Below are 14645 nucleotides of genomic sequence, written 5' to 3' on the forward strand. Positions count from 1 at the left end.
GGATACTCAACAGTAAGTGCTTGTTGACCGAATACTCAATAGACTGGCGTCATGAGCCAGATCTCCCCCGGTACGCGGCTGCGGCCCGATCAGCGACGGGCGCAGATCCTCGAGGCCGCCCGCCGGGTGCTGCTCGCGGACCCGCACCGCGAGCTGACGGTCGAGCTGGTCGCCGCCGAGGCCGGCGTCTCCCCCGCACTGCTCTTCCACTACTTCGGCTCCAAGAAGAAGTTCCAGTACGCCGTCATCGAGGAGGCCGCCGCCGAGGTCATGCTGCGGACCGCACCGGACCCCTCGCTGCCTCCGGACGAGCAGCTCCGGGCCGGCATCCGCGCCTTCGTCCGCGCCGTCCTCGAGGCTCCGCAGCTGTATCGCGCGACGCTGCTGATGTCCGCGGCCGGCGATCCCGGCATCCGGGCGCTGCACTCGGATCTGCGGCAGGTTTTCAGCCAGTGGGTGATCAACGCGGTCGCGGACAGTGGCCTCGAGGTCACCCCCGTCGTCGAGCTCGCCTGCCGCGGCTGGCAGGGTTACGTCGAGCAGACCCTCCTGCTGTGGATCGACAACCCGACCGTTTCGCCGGAAGCTCTCGAACACCTCTGCGAGCAGTCGCTGGACGCGATCCTCACGACTACCTCCGAGTGAGCGTTGATGAACAAGTTCTTCCTGACGATCCACATCCTCGCGGCCATCCTCTGCGTCGGCCCGGTCACCATCGCGGCCGGCATGTTCCCGCCGATCGCGCGCCGGATGCTGACGGCGGAAACGCCCGACGCGGGCGGCCTGGAGATACTGCACCGGATCACCCGGGTGTACGCGTGGGCGAGCCTCGCCGTACCGGTGTTCGGGTTCGCGGTCGCGGGTGGCATGCAGGTGACGGGCGAGGCCTGGGTGATCGTCTCGATCGTGCTGACGCTGGCCGCGGCGCTGGTGCTCGCGTTCCTCGTCGTACCGGCGCAGTCCGGTGTGCTCGCGGTCGCCGGCGGGGATGCGGAGGCGCGTGCCGCGGTGGTGTCCAGGGCGAAGATGCTGTCGATGACGACCGGGATCTTCTCGCTGCTCTGGCTCGTCGTGCTGGTGCTGATGGTGGTCAAGCCAGGGCACCACAACGGGTAGGGTTCCGGCGTGCTGACGGTTGCCACGGTGAATGTGAACGGGATCAGGGCCGCCTTCCGGCGAGGGATGGCGCCGTGGTTGGAGAGCACGGATCCGGACTTGTTGCTGATGCAGGAAGTGCGCGCGTCGGACGACGTACTACGGGACCTTCTCGGACCGGACTGGAACATCGCACACGCCGAGCCGACGATCGACGGGCACAAGGGCCGCGCGGGTGTCGCGGTGGCCAGCAGGCGGCCGATCAAGGACGAGCGCGCGGCGATCGGGCCGGCGCGCTTCGAAGGCTCCGGGCGCTGGGTCGAGGCCGATGTGATTCTCGACGACGGTGCGACGCTGACCGCGGTGAGCACGTACGTGTTCACCGGCGAGTTCGAGACACCGCCGCGCCAGGAGGAGAAGTACGCGTTCCTCGACGCGATCACGGCGCGGCTGGCCGAGCTGCGCGCCGACGGGCGGCATGTGCTGATGTGCGGCGACCTGAACATCGCGCACCGCGAAGAGGACCTGAAGGCGTGGAAGGCGAACCGTAAGAAGAGCGGGTTCCTGCCCGAGGAACGCGCCTGGATGGACCGCCTGTTCGAGTCCGGCTGGGTCGACCTCGGCCGCCACTTCGGCGGTGCGGGCCCGGGTCCGTACTCGTGGTGGTCCTGGCGCGGCAAGGCCTTCGACAACGACGCCGGCTGGCGCATCGACTACCAGATCGCCTCCCCCGAGCTGGCCACTGCAGCCAGCACGTGCGTCGTCCACCGAGCGCCGACGTACGCCGAACGCTGGAGCGACCACGCACCGGTCGTCGCGACGTACGCGATCTGAGGCTCGCCGGGTAGTCTCGCGGGCATGTCTGAGTCTTCTTCTCTTACGCCGCCGGTTGCCGCGCGGAAGCCGGTCGAGCGGACCCATCACGGGGACACCTTCGTCGACGACTACGAGTGGTTGCGGGACAAGACCGACGAAGAGGTGCTCGGGTACCTGCGGGCCGAGAACAGCTACACCGAGGCGCGCACCGCACATCTGGAATCGTTGCGGGAGGCAATCTTCAAGGAGATCTCCGACCGGACCCTGCAGACCGACCTGAGCGTCCCGGCCCGGCGCGGCGACTACTGGTACTACTCGCGGACGATCGAGGGCCGCCAGTACTCGCTGCACTGCCGGGTGAAGGTGGACGGCGACGAGCCGCCGGCCACCGACGGCGAGATCGCGGGCGAGGAGGTGATGCTCGACGGCAACGAGGTGGCCGGGGACTCCGAGTTCTTCTCGCTCGGCACCGTCGACGTCTCCCCCGACGGCAGCCTGCTCGCGTACTCCGTCGATCTCAAGGGCGACGAGCGGTTCACCCTCCGGATCAAGGACCTCGCCACCGGCGAACTGCTGCCGGACGAGCTGCCCGAGGTGCACTACGGCTCGGCCTGGTCCGCGGACGGCTCGACGATCTTCTACACCAAGGTCGACGACGCCTGGCGCCCGTACCAGGTCTGGCGGCACACCCTCGGCGCCGGCGACGACGTCCTGGTGATGGAGGAGCCCGACGAGCGGTTCTGGGTCGGCGTGGACCTGACCCGCAACCAGCAGGCGATCATGATCGCGCTCGGCAGCAAACTCACCAGCGAGGTCTGGCTGCTCGACGCCCAGGACCCGGCCGGCGAGCCGGTCGTGGTCGCTCCGCGGCGTGAAGGTGTCGAGTACGACGTCGAGCACGCCGGCGACCAACTACTGATCACCCACAACGCGGACGCCGCCAACTTCTCGCTGGCGACCGCGCCGCTCGACGCTCCTGGCGAGTGGACCTCGCTGATCGAGGGCGACAAGAGCAGCCGGCTGCTCGGCACGGACGCGTTCGCCGGCCACGTGATCCTGTACCGGCGCCGCAACGCCCTCACCGAGCTGGCGATCATGCGCCGTACGGCGGACGGCTTCGGCGTTCCCGAGACGCTGGAGTTCGACGAACCGATCCACACGGTCTCCCCGGGCCGCAACGACGAGTGGCACGAGACGCGGTACCGCTTCGGCTACACCTCCCTGGTCACGCCGGGGTCGACGTACGACGTGGACGTCGCGACCGGCGAGCGGCGACTGCTCAAGCAGCAGCCGGTGCTCGGCGGCGTCGACCTGACCGCCTACACGCAGTACCGCGAGTGGGCGACCGCTCCGGACGGGACCCAGGTGCCGATCTCGCTGGTCGCGCGCAAGGACGTCGTGAAGGACGGGAACGCGCCGGTCGTGCTCTACGGGTACGGCTCGTACGAGAGCTCGATGGACCCATGGTTCTCGATCCCGCGGCTGTCGCTGCTCGACCGCGGCGTGGTGTTCGCGATCGCCCACATCCGCGGTGGCGGCGAGCTCGGCCGGCACTGGTACGACGAGGGCAAGATGCTCGCGAAGCGGAACACCTTCACGGACTTCGTCGCGGCCGCCGAGCACCTGGTCGAGGCCGGCTGGACACGGCCGGAACGGATCGTCGCGCAGGGCGGCAGCGCCGGCGGCCTGCTGATGGGCGCGGTCGCGAACCTGGCCCCGCAGGCGTTCGGCGGAATCGTCGCGGAGGTCCCGTTCGTGGACGCGCTGACCACGATTCTGGACCCGTCACTGCCGCTCACCGTGATCGAGTGGGAGGAATGGGGCAATCCGCTCGCGGACCAGAAGGTCTACGAGTACATGAAGTCGTACTCGCCGTACGAGAACGTCAGCGCGCAGGACTATCCGCGCATCCTGGCGATCACCAGCCTGAACGACACCCGGGTGTTCTTCGTCGAACCCGCGAAATGGGTGGCGAAACTCCGCGCGACGGCGACCGGCGATCCCGACGTCCTGCTGAAGACCGAGATGGAAGCCGGCCACGGCGGCCGCAGCGGGCGGTACGACGCCTGGCGCGAGGTCGCGTTCACGCTCGCCTGGGAGCTCGACGTTCTCGGTCTGAGCTAGAAAAGCGGAATTTCTGTCCCCGGATGTGTGTTGTGCAGCACATCCGGGGACACCGGAACGTTTGATTTCTGGACGGATTCTCAGGTAGTCGCCGGGGTGTTGCGCCGGATTTGGCAGCAAGGCCGCGGGACATCGCTTTCCACGGCGGAAACCGTGCCGGGAACTCTCAGGGAACCTTCAGGGTGTTTACACACTCGTCCTGGAATCTTGAACCCTACTCGAGCGTTGCTCTCCATGTAACGACGAAGGGAGTTTCGGTGGCTCGCACGGCTCGTATCCGCAGCACGGACGACGGTATCGACGGCAAGGACAGTGTAGGTCTCTACCTGGAAGAGATCGCGCGCACGCCGTTGCTGACCGCAGAGGAAGAGGTCGAGCTCGCTGAAACGGTCGAGGCAGGACTCCTGGCGGAGCAACTGCTGGCCGAGGGGCGGGTTGGACGCAAGAAGGGCGGAGCGCCCAAATATGCCACGGAGGAGGAGCTGGAGTGGCTGGCCGAAGAGGGCCGGCGCGCGCAGCAGCGGTTCGTGACCGCCAACCTCCGGCTCGTGGTGTCGATCGCCCGCCGGTACGGGCGGTCCCAGATGCCGCTGCTGGACCTGGTCCAGGAGGGCAACACGGGACTGATCCGGGCGGTGGAGAAATTCGACTACCGGAAGGGTTTCAAGTTCTCGACGTACGCGACCTGGTGGGTGCGGCAGGCCATCACCCGCGGTATCGCGCAGCAGGCCCGGGTGGTCCGGCTGCCGGTCCACGTGGTGGAGCAGCTGAACCAGATCGGGTCCGCGCGGCGCACGCTGGAGCGCAAGCTCGGGCGGGAGCCGGAGATCGACGAGATCGCAGCTGAGCTGAACCTGGACGAGGAGCGGGTCACCGAACTGATCCGCATCGGCCGGGACCACATCAGCCTGAACAGTCCGGTCGACGACGAGGGCGAGACCTCGCTGGGTGACCTGATCGCGGCCGAGACCGCGCCGGGTCCGGACCAGCTGGTCGCGGACGCGTCGGACCGCTCGGGCCTGTTCAGCCTGGTCGACCAGCTCGACCCGCGGTCCGCGGACGTGATCCGGCGGCGCTACGGCCTGCACGACGGCCGCCAGGCCAAGCTGGCCGACATCGGCGCCGTGCACGGCATCTCGGCGGAGCGGGTCCGCCAGATCGAGCGCGAGGCGCTGGGCCGCCTCCGCCTGCTGGCCGACCCGACCCTCGCCGCGTAACACCCCGACCGAAACCCCTCAGGACCCCTGGAGCCACGATCTGGCCCCGGGGGTCCTTCCGTTTGCTCTCCCGGACCGTTTGAGGGGCCGGCCCCTCGAACGGTGGGGTGCGGAGGCGAACTCTGGGTCCGCACCCCACCGGCTCGGGGGTCGGCCCCTCAAACGTCGCGGGGGGCGTGCGTGGCCGCGCCAGGTACAGCCAGGTGCAGCTAGGTGCAGCTAGGCGGCTGTCTCGTTCCAGGTGTCGACCAGGGCGATCAGCTCGGAGAGGCGCTGGACGGTCGCGTCCGGCGTACCCTCCGTGTGGCCGATCTGCTCGGTCGGGATGGCGCTGTGCGGCAGGTGCGCCGCGCGCATCCCGACGTTCTGAGCGCCCCAGACGTCGTCGAACAGCCGGTCGCCGACGAACAGGCACCGGGACGGCTCCGCCACCCCGACCGCCCGCATCGCGGCCAGGAACGCCTCCGGGTGCGGCTTGGTGTGCGCGATCTCGCTGGTGTACACCGCGCCGTCGAGCAGCTCCAGTACGCCGTCTCGCGCGAAGACCTCCTCGTGGCGCCGGCGCGGCCAGATCGTGTTCGACAGTACGCCGACCTTCAGTCCGCGGGACCGCAGCGCGGCCAGCGTCTCGAGCGCGTCCGGCTCGAGCACGGTGTGCGGGTCCCACTGGCGCTCGTACTCCGCGAGGGCCGCCGGTGACAGCACGACTCCGGCGAGCGCGCACACCTCCTCGAGCGTGCTGCTCCGGTGCTCGTCCCGGGACCGCCGCCAGACCGATCCCTCGGCCGCGACCAGCCGGGCCGCGAGCTCGTCGACGTCAAGGGCGTTCCCGGTGTTGAGCTGCTCGGTGTTGAGCTGCTCCGTGTGGAGCACAGTGGTCACCGCCCGCCACGTGTCGTGCAGGGAGATGTCGTGCCAGGTGGCCAGGGTGCCGCCCCAGTCGAAGAGGACGGCTTCGATCTTCGCGTTCGTCACGCCGCACAGACTGCCAGAGCGTGCCGACAGTTCTCGCCTGTTTTTAGCTCACGCGGGCGATCTGCCGCCGCCGCGCCAGCCAAGTGATCGCGAACGCGTAGAACGCCAGGCACGGGATGTCCGACACCAGCAATGTCCACGGGGCGCCACCCTGCTGGTCCCAGCCGGACAGCTGACCAGTTGCCGCAGGCAACATGAACGCGAGCAGGTTGTTCAGCGCGTGCAGCGCGATCCCGGCTTCCAGTCCGCCGGTCCTGACGGTCAGCCAGCCGACCGTCACCGCGAACAGGAAGATGTCGGCCATCGCCCAGCCGGTGTACCCGTGCGCCGACACGAACGCCGCGCCGCCCACGACGATCCCCGGCCACGGCGACCGGAACAGCACCCGCAGCCACCGCGCCCGCCCGTTCGGGCTGTCCGGGCCGTAGGCCCCGACCGCCTGGATCAGCCACCCGCGGAACAGGAACTCCTCCGCCGCGGACTGGAACGGCACCAGCAACAGAATCACCAGCGCCGGTACGACGAACGCGCCGAAGCCGACCCACGAACCACCAGACGACCCGGTGGCGTCGTCGGCTGGGAGCACTGCGTCGACCAGCACACTCATCCCGTACGAGAGCGCGAGGTACCCGAGAGCCGGTACGCAGCACAGCAACAGCCAGCGCCAGCGAATGCGGTTCAGCACCGACGCGACGCTCCAGAACGGCCTGCGCTGGACGAGCCACGCGGCCAGGCCGACGCACGGTGTGAGGATGCCGAGCATCACCAGGGTGACCGCGAGGTTCTCGGTGTCGCTCGGGAAGATGTTCGTTCCCTTGGGCGTCGGGAACGGGCCGGCCAGCACCCGGTGCGCGATCACCCAGGCGACCACGACGGCCGAGGTCAGGAAGAAGACGAAGGCGCCGAGCAGCAGCGTGCCGGCCAGCGGGCGCCACCAGGTGTTCTTCGGGGTGCGCGCGAGGCGGTGGAACGGCGTACCCGGTGGGGCCGGGACGATGCGGGGCTCGCGGAAGGCGTCCGGGGCGGGGTACGGCGACGGCGCGCCCCACGGCTGCGGATAAGGCCCCGGCTGCTGCGGATACGGGTACGGACCCGGCGGTGGGTACGGGCCAGGGCGGGGCGGCGGCGGAGGCTGCTGTCTCGGCTGGGAGTATGGGCCCGGTTGCGGAGACGGCCCGGGCTGTTGCGGGTCCATGACTGGACTCTAGAAGATCGGGCCAACACAGCGGAGGGAGAACACGGTGGGTACTGAACCGGCGCCGGGGGCGGACAGGTCGACGGGCGCGCTGCCACAGTCCGTGCTGATGCCGTTGAGCGGTTCGGCGATCTTCCTGATCGTGCGGATCGAGGAGGGCGGCGAGGCCCAGGCCCGCGACCTGCTGGAGCGCCTGAGCGGTCTCGTCCGCTCGGTAGGGTTCCGCGTCCCGGACGGCAACCTGTCCTGCGTCACCAGCATCGGCTCGGACGTCTGGGAGCGGCTGTTCAGCGGCCCTCGCCCCGCCGAGCTGCACCCGTTCGTCGAGCTGCAGGGCGCGACCCACCACGCGCCGTCCACACCGGGCGACCTGCTGTTCCACATCCGCGCCGCGCACCAGGACCAGTGCTTCGAGCTGGCCACCCAGATCATGACGGTCCTCGACGGGGCCGCCACGGTCGTCGACGAGGTGCACGGCTTCAAGTACTTCGAGATGCGCGACCTGCTCGGTTTCGTCGACGGCACCGAGAACCCGACCGGCTCCGAGGCGCAGGCCGCCGTACTGATCGGTGACGAGGACCCGGACTTCCAGGGCGGCAGCTACGTGATCGTGCAGAAGTACCTGCACAACCTGAAGGCGTGGAACGCGCTGAGCGTCGAGCAGCAGGAGCTCGCGGTCGGCCGGACCAAGCTCGACGACATCGAGCTCGACGACGCGAAGAAGCCGGCCAACGCGCACATCGTGCTCAACGTCGTCGAGGACGAGGACGGCAACGAGCTGCAGATCCTGCGCGACAACATGCCGTTCGGGAACATCGGCGAGCAGGAGTTCGGCACTTACTTCATCGGGTACGCCAAGACACCGTCGGTCACCGAGCTGATGCTCCGGCGGATGTTCATCGGCGTACCCGAAGGCAACCACGACCGGCTGCTGGACTTCTCGACCGCGGTCACGGGCTGCCTGTTCTTCACGCCGACCGCTGACTTCCTGGACGACCTGCCGCCGGCGCCCTGAGATCTACTCCCCGAACAGCGGGGCGTCCACGACACTGGCCCAGCCGAAGTTCACCGGGTCGCTGAACGTCGCGGGCACCTTGCCGAGGCCGTTGATCACCGTCGCGGTCCCGTTCGCGTGCCCAACGGCGTACAGGTAGCCAGAGCCGGTGTCCTTGTCGATGCCGAGCAGCAACGTGCCGTACTGGCCGCAACGACTGGTCAGCAGCGTCTCGAACCCCTGCCAGGTGCTGCTGCGCACCGACTTCACGATCGGCTTCATCGGCGAGGTCAGCGGGATCCGGATCGTGTACAGCGCACCGCCCTGCGTCGTCGCGAGCAGCGTGTCGTACGACGACGTACGGCTGATCAGCGCGACGGTCTTGACCGCCGAAAAGCCGGCGTACGACCCGTTCGCGCGCCAGGTCTCCTTGCCGGTCTTGTCCAGGCTGACGGACCAGCGCAGCAGGACGCCATCGTTGCGCAGCGCATAGGTCCGCCAGGTCGACTGGTCGAGAGACCAGGACCTGGTCAGCGTGCGGAAGTCGCCCCAGCCGCCACCGATGCGGTTCAGCGTGCTGCTGACGACCTTGCCTCCGGTGCCCTTCTCGACCAGCTGACCGGCTTGGTACAGCGCGCCACCGGTGACGATGTTGCCGCTCAGCGACATTTCGTCACCGAAGTCGTCGTCCCAGGTCCACTCGCTGCTCAACGAGACCGCACGGTCGCCGATCGGCGCCTTGGCCATCGTCGAGACCGGCTTGACCGAGATCGGCGAGGTGGCGTTCACGTACCGGTCGACGGAGTCCTTGCCGGTCGTCAGTGCTCCGGCCTGGACGTAACAGGCGTTGGCATTCCGGGCCGTCTGGGCCGTCTGGGCCGTCTGGGCAGCCGAGGCGGGGCTGATGGTTGTCAGGACAGGCAGCGCCAGCAGGAGGCCGGCGGCACCCACGATCGTACGTCGCATTTTCGCTCCCCCAGGGTGGTTCCACGGACTAACAGCTCTCGTACAGCTCGATGCCGCTCCGACGGCGAAAGTTCTGTCCGTGGGATGAGCAAGACTGGGTGCATGTTGCTCACCGAGGTGGTCCAGACGTCGGCCGCGCTGGCCGGGACCCGGTCGCGGCTGAAGAAGGCCGAGTTCATCGCGGATCTGTTGTCCACGGCCACCGAGACCGCCGAGATCGAGATCGTCGTGACCTACCTGTCCGGCGAGCTGCTCCAGCGGCGCACCGGGGTGGGCTGGCGGACGCTGATGGACGCCCCGGAGCCGGCTGCCGAGCCGTCGTTGACGGTGCCGGAGGTGAATCAGGCCTTCGCGGAGCTGGCCGAGATGTCGGGCACCGGCGTCCAGGCGCGGCGACGGGCCGCGGTGGATGCGTTGTTCGGCCGCGCGACCGCGGACGAGCAGCGGTTCCTGCGCCAGTTGGTCGGCGGTGAGCTGCGGCAAGGTGCGCTCGACGGCGTGATGGCGGACGCGGTGGCGCGGGCGACCGGCATTCCGTTGGCGAAGATCCGGGCCGCGGCGATGTTGCGCGGGGCGACGGCGCCGGTCGCGGTCGCCGTACTGACCGAGGGCGCGGCGGGGCTCGCGCGGTTCGGGCTCGAGGTCGGGCGCGGGGTGCAGCCGATGCTGGCGCAGTCGGCGACGACCGTGGCGGAGGCGCTGGAGAAGACGGGTACGCCGGCCGCGCTCGAGTGGAAGCTCGACGGGATCCGGATCCAGGTGCACCGCGACGGCGAGAAGGTCGTCGTCTACACGCGGACGCTCGACGACATCACGACGCGGGTTCCCGAGGTCGTGAGCGCCGTGCTCGCGCTGGATGCGCAGCAGGTGGTGCTCGACGGCGAGCTGATCGCGCTCCGCCCGGACGGGCGTCCCGAGCCGTTCCAGGTGACCGGGTCCCGAACCGCCACGCGGGCCGCGACTGGTCCCGAGTCGGTGCCGCTGACGCCGTACTTCTTCGACATCCTGCACCAGGACGGCGAGGACCTGCTGGGGCTCGACGGCGCCACACGGCACGATCGGCTGGCGAAGCTCGTGCCCGAGGAGCGGCGGGTGCCGCGCTTGGTGACCGACGACGCCCAGGCCGGGCAGGAGTTCTTCGCGGATGCGGTGCGCCGCGGGCACGAGGGCGTCGTGGTGAAGGCGCTGACCGTGCCGTACGAGGCCGGTCGGCGTGGATCGGGGTGGGTGAAGGTCAAACAGACCCACACGCTCGACCTGCTGGTGCTCGCGGCCGAGTGGGGCCACGGACGCCGGACGGGCTGGCTGTCCAACCTGCATCTGGGCGCGCGGGACGAGGAGACCGGCGAGTTCGTGATGCTCGGGAAGACGTTCAAGGGGCTGACGGACGAGCTGCTCCGCTGGCAGACCGAGCGCTTCCAGGAACTCGCCGTCGAGCGGGACGACTGGGTCGTGCACATCCGCCCGGAGGTGGTGGTCGAGATCGCGTTCGACGGCGTCCAGACGTCACCGCGGTACCCGGCCGGTATGGCGCTGCGGTTCGCGCGCGTGATCCGGTACCGCGAGGACAAGTCGCCCGCGGACGTCGACACCGTGCAGGCGGTGCGGGCGATCCACGACGGCCCTGATGTCGAAGGCCCGGATGTGAGAGGTTTGCCCGATGACTGAGGATCCGGATGTCGTGTCCCGGCGGATCGCACGCGAGTCCCTCGACCGCGACGACCCGACCGGCTGGTTCGAGAACCTGTACGCCGCGGCCGCCGACGGCGACGCGGTCGTGCCCTGGGACCGGGGTACGGCGCATCAGCTACTGACCGACTGGATCAACGAAGCGGAGCCCGACGGGACCGGGAAGACCGCGCTCGTCGTCGGCGCCGGCACCGGCTGGGACGCCGAGCTGGTCGTCGACCGCGGGTACGACACGACCGGGTTCGACATCTCGCCGAGCGCCATCGAGACCGCGCACCGCAATCACCCGGACTCCAAGGCGCACTATCTGGTGGCCGATCTCTTCGCGCCACCCGCCGATTGGCACCGGGCGTTCGACCTGGTCGTCGAGATCTACACCGTGCAGGCGCTGCCGATCGCGCTCCAGCCGCAGGCCATCAAGCAGGTCACCGAGCTCGTCGCCCCCGGCGGGACCCTCCTGGTCATCGCCGCCGCCCGCGCCGACGACGTACCCGACGAGCAGGTCCAAGGTCCGCCGTGGCCGCTGACCCGCGCCGCCATCCAGTCATTCACCGGCCCTGACCTGCACCTCATCCAGCTCGACCAGTCCCCCAGCCCCGCGGACCCCTCCGTCCTGCGCTGGCGCGCGGAGTACCTGCGCGACTAGAGCGTTTCTGGCAACTGCCCGCGGATCCGGCCGGCGCCGCCGGAGGCTGCGGCCGAGGTCGTTTGCCGAGGCTGCTGCGTGCCGTCTCGCGGGTTGGGTTGTTGTCGGGTATGGGCACACCCAACGGGGTCTGGGAACAGGCAATTACCTGTGCTCAGACCCCGCAACCTGTGTGCAGCGCCCGCACTCTGTCTCGCCGGGGCTCGGGCTGGAAGGTGAGATTGCATGGGAACATTTGTTCGATAATGATGTAGGCTTGGTGTATGTCGGGGCGAAACGTGGTGGGGCCGACGGCCTTGCGGATGATGCTGGGGGGTCATCTGCGGGAGCTGCGTGAGCGCGCCGGCGTGAGCCGCACGGACGCCGGCTGGGCGATCCGGTCCTCGGAGTCGAAGATCAGCCGCCTCGAGCTCGGCCGCGTCGGCTTCAAGGAGCGCGACGTCGCCGACCTCCTCACGCTGTACGGCGTCACCGAGGCCCGCGAGCGCGACCGGCTTCTGCAACTCGCCCGGGAAGCCAACGACCCAGGCTGGTGGCATCGGTACGGCGATGTCACGCCGGACTGGTTCGACGCCTACCTCGGCCTCGAAGCGGCCGCCGAGCTGATCCGGACGTACGAGATCCAGTTCGTGCCCGGCCTGCTGCAGACCGCCGACTACGCCCGCGCGGTCGCGCAGCTGACCCAGAGCGGCGCGCGCAGCGCCGCCGAGGTCGACCGCATCGTCGCGCTCCGGACCCGCCGGCAACGCGTCCTCGACCGGGAGCCGCCGCTGAAGCTCTGGGCCGTGATCGAGGAGGCAGTGCTGCATCGTCCGATCGGCGGGCCGGCCGTGCTGCGCGATCAGCTCGGTGCGCTGCGCGAAGCCGTCGCCCGGCCCAATGTCACCGTCCAGATCATCCCGCTGGAGAGCCCAGGCCACGCCGCCACCGGTGGCGCGTTCAGCCTGCTCCGCTTCCCGCAACGCGATCTGCCCGATGTCGTCTACCTCGAGCATCTGACCAGCGCGCTGTATCTCGACAAGCGTGACGACGTAGAGGCCTACACCCAGGCGCTGGACCTGCTCGCGTCCACCAGCCCATCACCCCAACAGACCGCGCAGGAACTCACCCGTCTCCTCGACCGCCTGCCGAGCTGACTGCTACTCGGTGTTGCCCCGCTGGTCGTCCTCGTCTGTCACCAAGAGGTTGTTCCGTGAAGCGCGCACGCCGTTGTGCGCCATCGCAAGGTCCGGGTGATGCATGTCGAAGGCCGGCGACTCGGAACGGATCCGCGGCAAGCTGTTGAAGTTGTGGCGTGGCGGCGGGCAACTCGTCGCCCACTCCAGCGAGCGGCCCCAGCCCCACGGATCGTCCACGTTCACGCGCGGGCCGCGGCGTGACTTGTAGACGTTGTAGAAGAACGGCAGCATCGAAATGCCCAGGATGAAGGCGCCGACACTCGACACCTCGTTCAGCGTGGTGAATCCGTCGTGCGGGGCGTAGTCGGCGTAGCGCCGCGGCATCCCCTCGACGCCCAGCCAGTGCTGCACCATGAACGTGGTGTGGAACCCGATGAAGAGCAGCCAGAAATGCAGCTTGCCGAGCCGCTCGTCCAGCATCCGCCCGGTCATCTTCGGCCACCAGAAATAGAAGCCCGCGAACATCGCGAACACCACCGTGCCGAACACCACGTAGTGGAAGTGCGCGACCACGAAATAGGTGTCGGACAGTTGGAAGTCCAGCGGCGGCGAGGCCAGGATGACGCCGGTCAGGCCACCGAACAGGAACGTCACCAGGAACCCGATCGACCAGAGCATCGGCGTCTCGAAGGACAGCTGACCGCCCCACATCGTGCCGATCCAGTTGAAGAACTTCACCCCGGTCGGCACCGCGATCAGGAACGTCATGAACGAGAAGAACGGCAGGTTCACCGCGCCGGTGACGAACATGTGGTGCGCCCACACCGCGATCGACAGCGCCCCGATGCCCATCGTTGCCGCCACCAGACCGACGTACCCGAAGATCGGTTTGCGGCTGAAGACCGGCAGGATCTCGGTGATGATGCCGAAGAACGGCAGCGCGATGATGTAGACCTCGGGATGCCCGAAGAACCAGAACAGGTGCTGCCACAGGATCGGCCCACCGTTCGCCGCGTCGAAGACGTGTGCACCGAGTGTTCGGTCCGCCTCCAGGACCAGCAGCGCCGCCGCGAGGATCGGGAACGCGATCAGCACCAGGATCGAGGTGACGAGGATGTTCCAGCAGAAGATCGGCATCCGGAACATCGTCATCCCGGGGGCGCGCAGGGTGATGATCGTGGTGACGAAGTTGACGCCGCCGAGGATGGTCCCCAGACCGGCCATCCACAGACCCATGATCCACAGGTCTCCCCCGACGCCGGGTGACCGTTCACCGTTGGACAACGGCGAGTACGCCGTCCAGCCGAAGTCGGCCGCCCCACCCGGAGTCAGGAACGCGCTGATCGTGATCAGTCCGCCGAACAGGAACAGCCAGTAGCTGAACATGTTCAGCCGCGGGAACGCCACATCCGGAGCACCGATCTGCACCGGCATGATCACATTGGCGAAGCCAACGAACAGGGGGGTCGCGAACAACAGCAGCATGATCGTGCCGTGCATCGTGAAGAGCTGGTTGTACACCTCTTCGTCGACGATCTGCAGACCAGGTTTCGCCAGCTCGGCGCGGATGACGAGCGCCATCACGCCGCCGATCAGGAAGAACGCGAACGACGTGATCAGGTACATGTGCCCGATCATCTTGTGATCGGTCGTGGTGAGCACCCGCCCGATCAGCCGGCCCAACGGTCGCCGCGGACGAACCGCAGCCGGGCCGCTGCGCTCGGTTACTCCAGTTTGCCCAACACTGACCATGCGACCTCTCCCCTGCTACCGCATCCCTTCGATTAGACACCTAGGTCCGCGACAGCAA

General features: G+C 68.6%; 13 protein-coding genes. 9 read left to right on the plus strand and 4 right to left on the minus strand.

Annotation, left to right across the window (positions count from 1 at the left end):
* The first annotated feature begins 51 nt into the window (after positions 1 to 51).
* The 5 genes from ACFYRH_RS26265 (at position 52) to ACFYRH_RS26285 (ending at position 5252) form a co-directional block, all read left to right on the plus strand.
* A complete protein-coding gene (locus ACFYRH_RS26265) occupies positions 52 to 645 on the plus strand; it encodes a TetR/AcrR family transcriptional regulator (protein WP_387780560.1) in 594 nt (197 codons plus the stop codon).
* A 6-nt stretch (positions 646 to 651) separates the two neighbouring features.
* Positions 652 to 1116 carry a hypothetical protein gene (locus tag ACFYRH_RS26270; RefSeq protein WP_387780562.1) on the plus strand — a complete coding sequence of 155 codons (465 nt, stop codon included), beginning with the start codon at positions 652 to 654 and terminating at the stop codon, positions 1114 to 1116.
* A gap of 9 nt (positions 1117 to 1125) precedes the next feature.
* On the plus strand, positions 1126 to 1929 hold the full coding sequence (gene xth, locus ACFYRH_RS26275; RefSeq protein WP_387780565.1) for an exodeoxyribonuclease III: 804 nt from the start codon (positions 1126 to 1128) through the stop codon (positions 1927 to 1929).
* 24 nt (positions 1930 to 1953) lie between these two features.
* On the plus strand, positions 1954 to 4035 hold the full coding sequence (locus ACFYRH_RS26280) for a S9 family peptidase (protein WP_387780568.1): 2082 nt from the start codon (positions 1954 to 1956) through the stop codon (positions 4033 to 4035).
* 257 nt (positions 4036 to 4292) lie between these two features.
* On the plus strand, positions 4293 to 5252 hold the full coding sequence (locus ACFYRH_RS26285; RefSeq protein WP_387780571.1) for an RNA polymerase sigma factor RpoD/SigA: 960 nt from the start codon (positions 4293 to 4295) through the stop codon (positions 5250 to 5252).
* Between the two features lie 219 nt (positions 5253 to 5471).
* Here the strand turns inward: ACFYRH_RS26285 and ACFYRH_RS26290 are convergent, their stop codons facing one another.
* Entirely contained in the window at positions 5472 to 6227 is a 756-nt protein-coding gene (locus ACFYRH_RS26290) for an HAD family hydrolase (protein WP_387780574.1), read from the minus strand.
* A gap of 43 nt (positions 6228 to 6270) precedes the next feature.
* Positions 6271 to 7422 (minus strand): CPBP family intramembrane glutamic endopeptidase, encoded by a 1152-nt coding sequence (locus ACFYRH_RS26295; RefSeq protein WP_387780577.1) that lies wholly within the window; start codon positions 7420 to 7422, stop codon positions 6271 to 6273.
* A gap of 46 nt (positions 7423 to 7468) precedes the next feature.
* On the opposite strand from ACFYRH_RS26295, the gene ACFYRH_RS26300 reads away from it, so the two are divergent.
* A complete protein-coding gene (locus ACFYRH_RS26300; protein ID WP_387780580.1) occupies positions 7469 to 8437 on the plus strand; it encodes a Dyp-type peroxidase in 969 nt (322 codons plus the stop codon).
* Between the two features lie 3 nt (positions 8438 to 8440).
* Here ACFYRH_RS26300 and ACFYRH_RS26305 read toward each other — a convergent pair whose 3' ends face one another.
* Positions 8441 to 9382: a hypothetical protein gene (locus ACFYRH_RS26305; RefSeq protein WP_387780583.1), complete on the minus strand. Its 942-nt coding sequence runs from the start codon at positions 9380 to 9382 to the stop codon at positions 8441 to 8443.
* Positions 9383 to 9466: 84 nt separating this feature from the next.
* Here ACFYRH_RS26305 and ACFYRH_RS26310 point away from each other — a divergent pair, with 84 nt between their 5' ends.
* The 3 genes from ACFYRH_RS26310 (at position 9467) to ACFYRH_RS26320 (ending at position 12853) form a co-directional block, all read left to right on the plus strand.
* A complete protein-coding gene (locus ACFYRH_RS26310) occupies positions 9467 to 11050 on the plus strand; it encodes an ATP-dependent DNA ligase (RefSeq protein ID WP_387780586.1) in 1584 nt (527 codons plus the stop codon).
* A complete protein-coding gene (locus ACFYRH_RS26315) occupies positions 11043 to 11717 on the plus strand; it encodes a class I SAM-dependent methyltransferase (RefSeq protein WP_387780589.1) in 675 nt (224 codons plus the stop codon). The genes ACFYRH_RS26310 and ACFYRH_RS26315 overlap by 8 nt, the downstream gene beginning before the upstream one ends.
* Before the next feature lie 263 nt (positions 11718 to 11980).
* The gene (locus ACFYRH_RS26320; protein WP_387780592.1) at positions 11981 to 12853 is read left to right on the plus strand and encodes a helix-turn-helix domain-containing protein; all 873 of its coding nucleotides are present in this window, start codon (positions 11981 to 11983) and stop codon (positions 12851 to 12853) included.
* A gap of 3 nt (positions 12854 to 12856) precedes the next feature.
* Here the strand turns inward: ACFYRH_RS26320 and ctaD are convergent, their stop codons facing one another.
* Positions 12857 to 14587 carry a cytochrome c oxidase subunit I gene (ctaD, locus tag ACFYRH_RS26325; protein WP_387780595.1) on the minus strand — a complete coding sequence of 577 codons (1731 nt, stop codon included), beginning with the start codon at positions 14585 to 14587 and terminating at the stop codon, positions 12857 to 12859.
* Between the last annotated feature and the right edge of the window lie 58 nt (positions 14588 to 14645).

It is taken from the genome of Kribbella sp. NPDC004875 (assembly GCF_042873375.1).
Lineage (GTDB): Bacteria > Actinomycetota > Actinomycetes > Propionibacteriales > Kribbellaceae > Kribbella.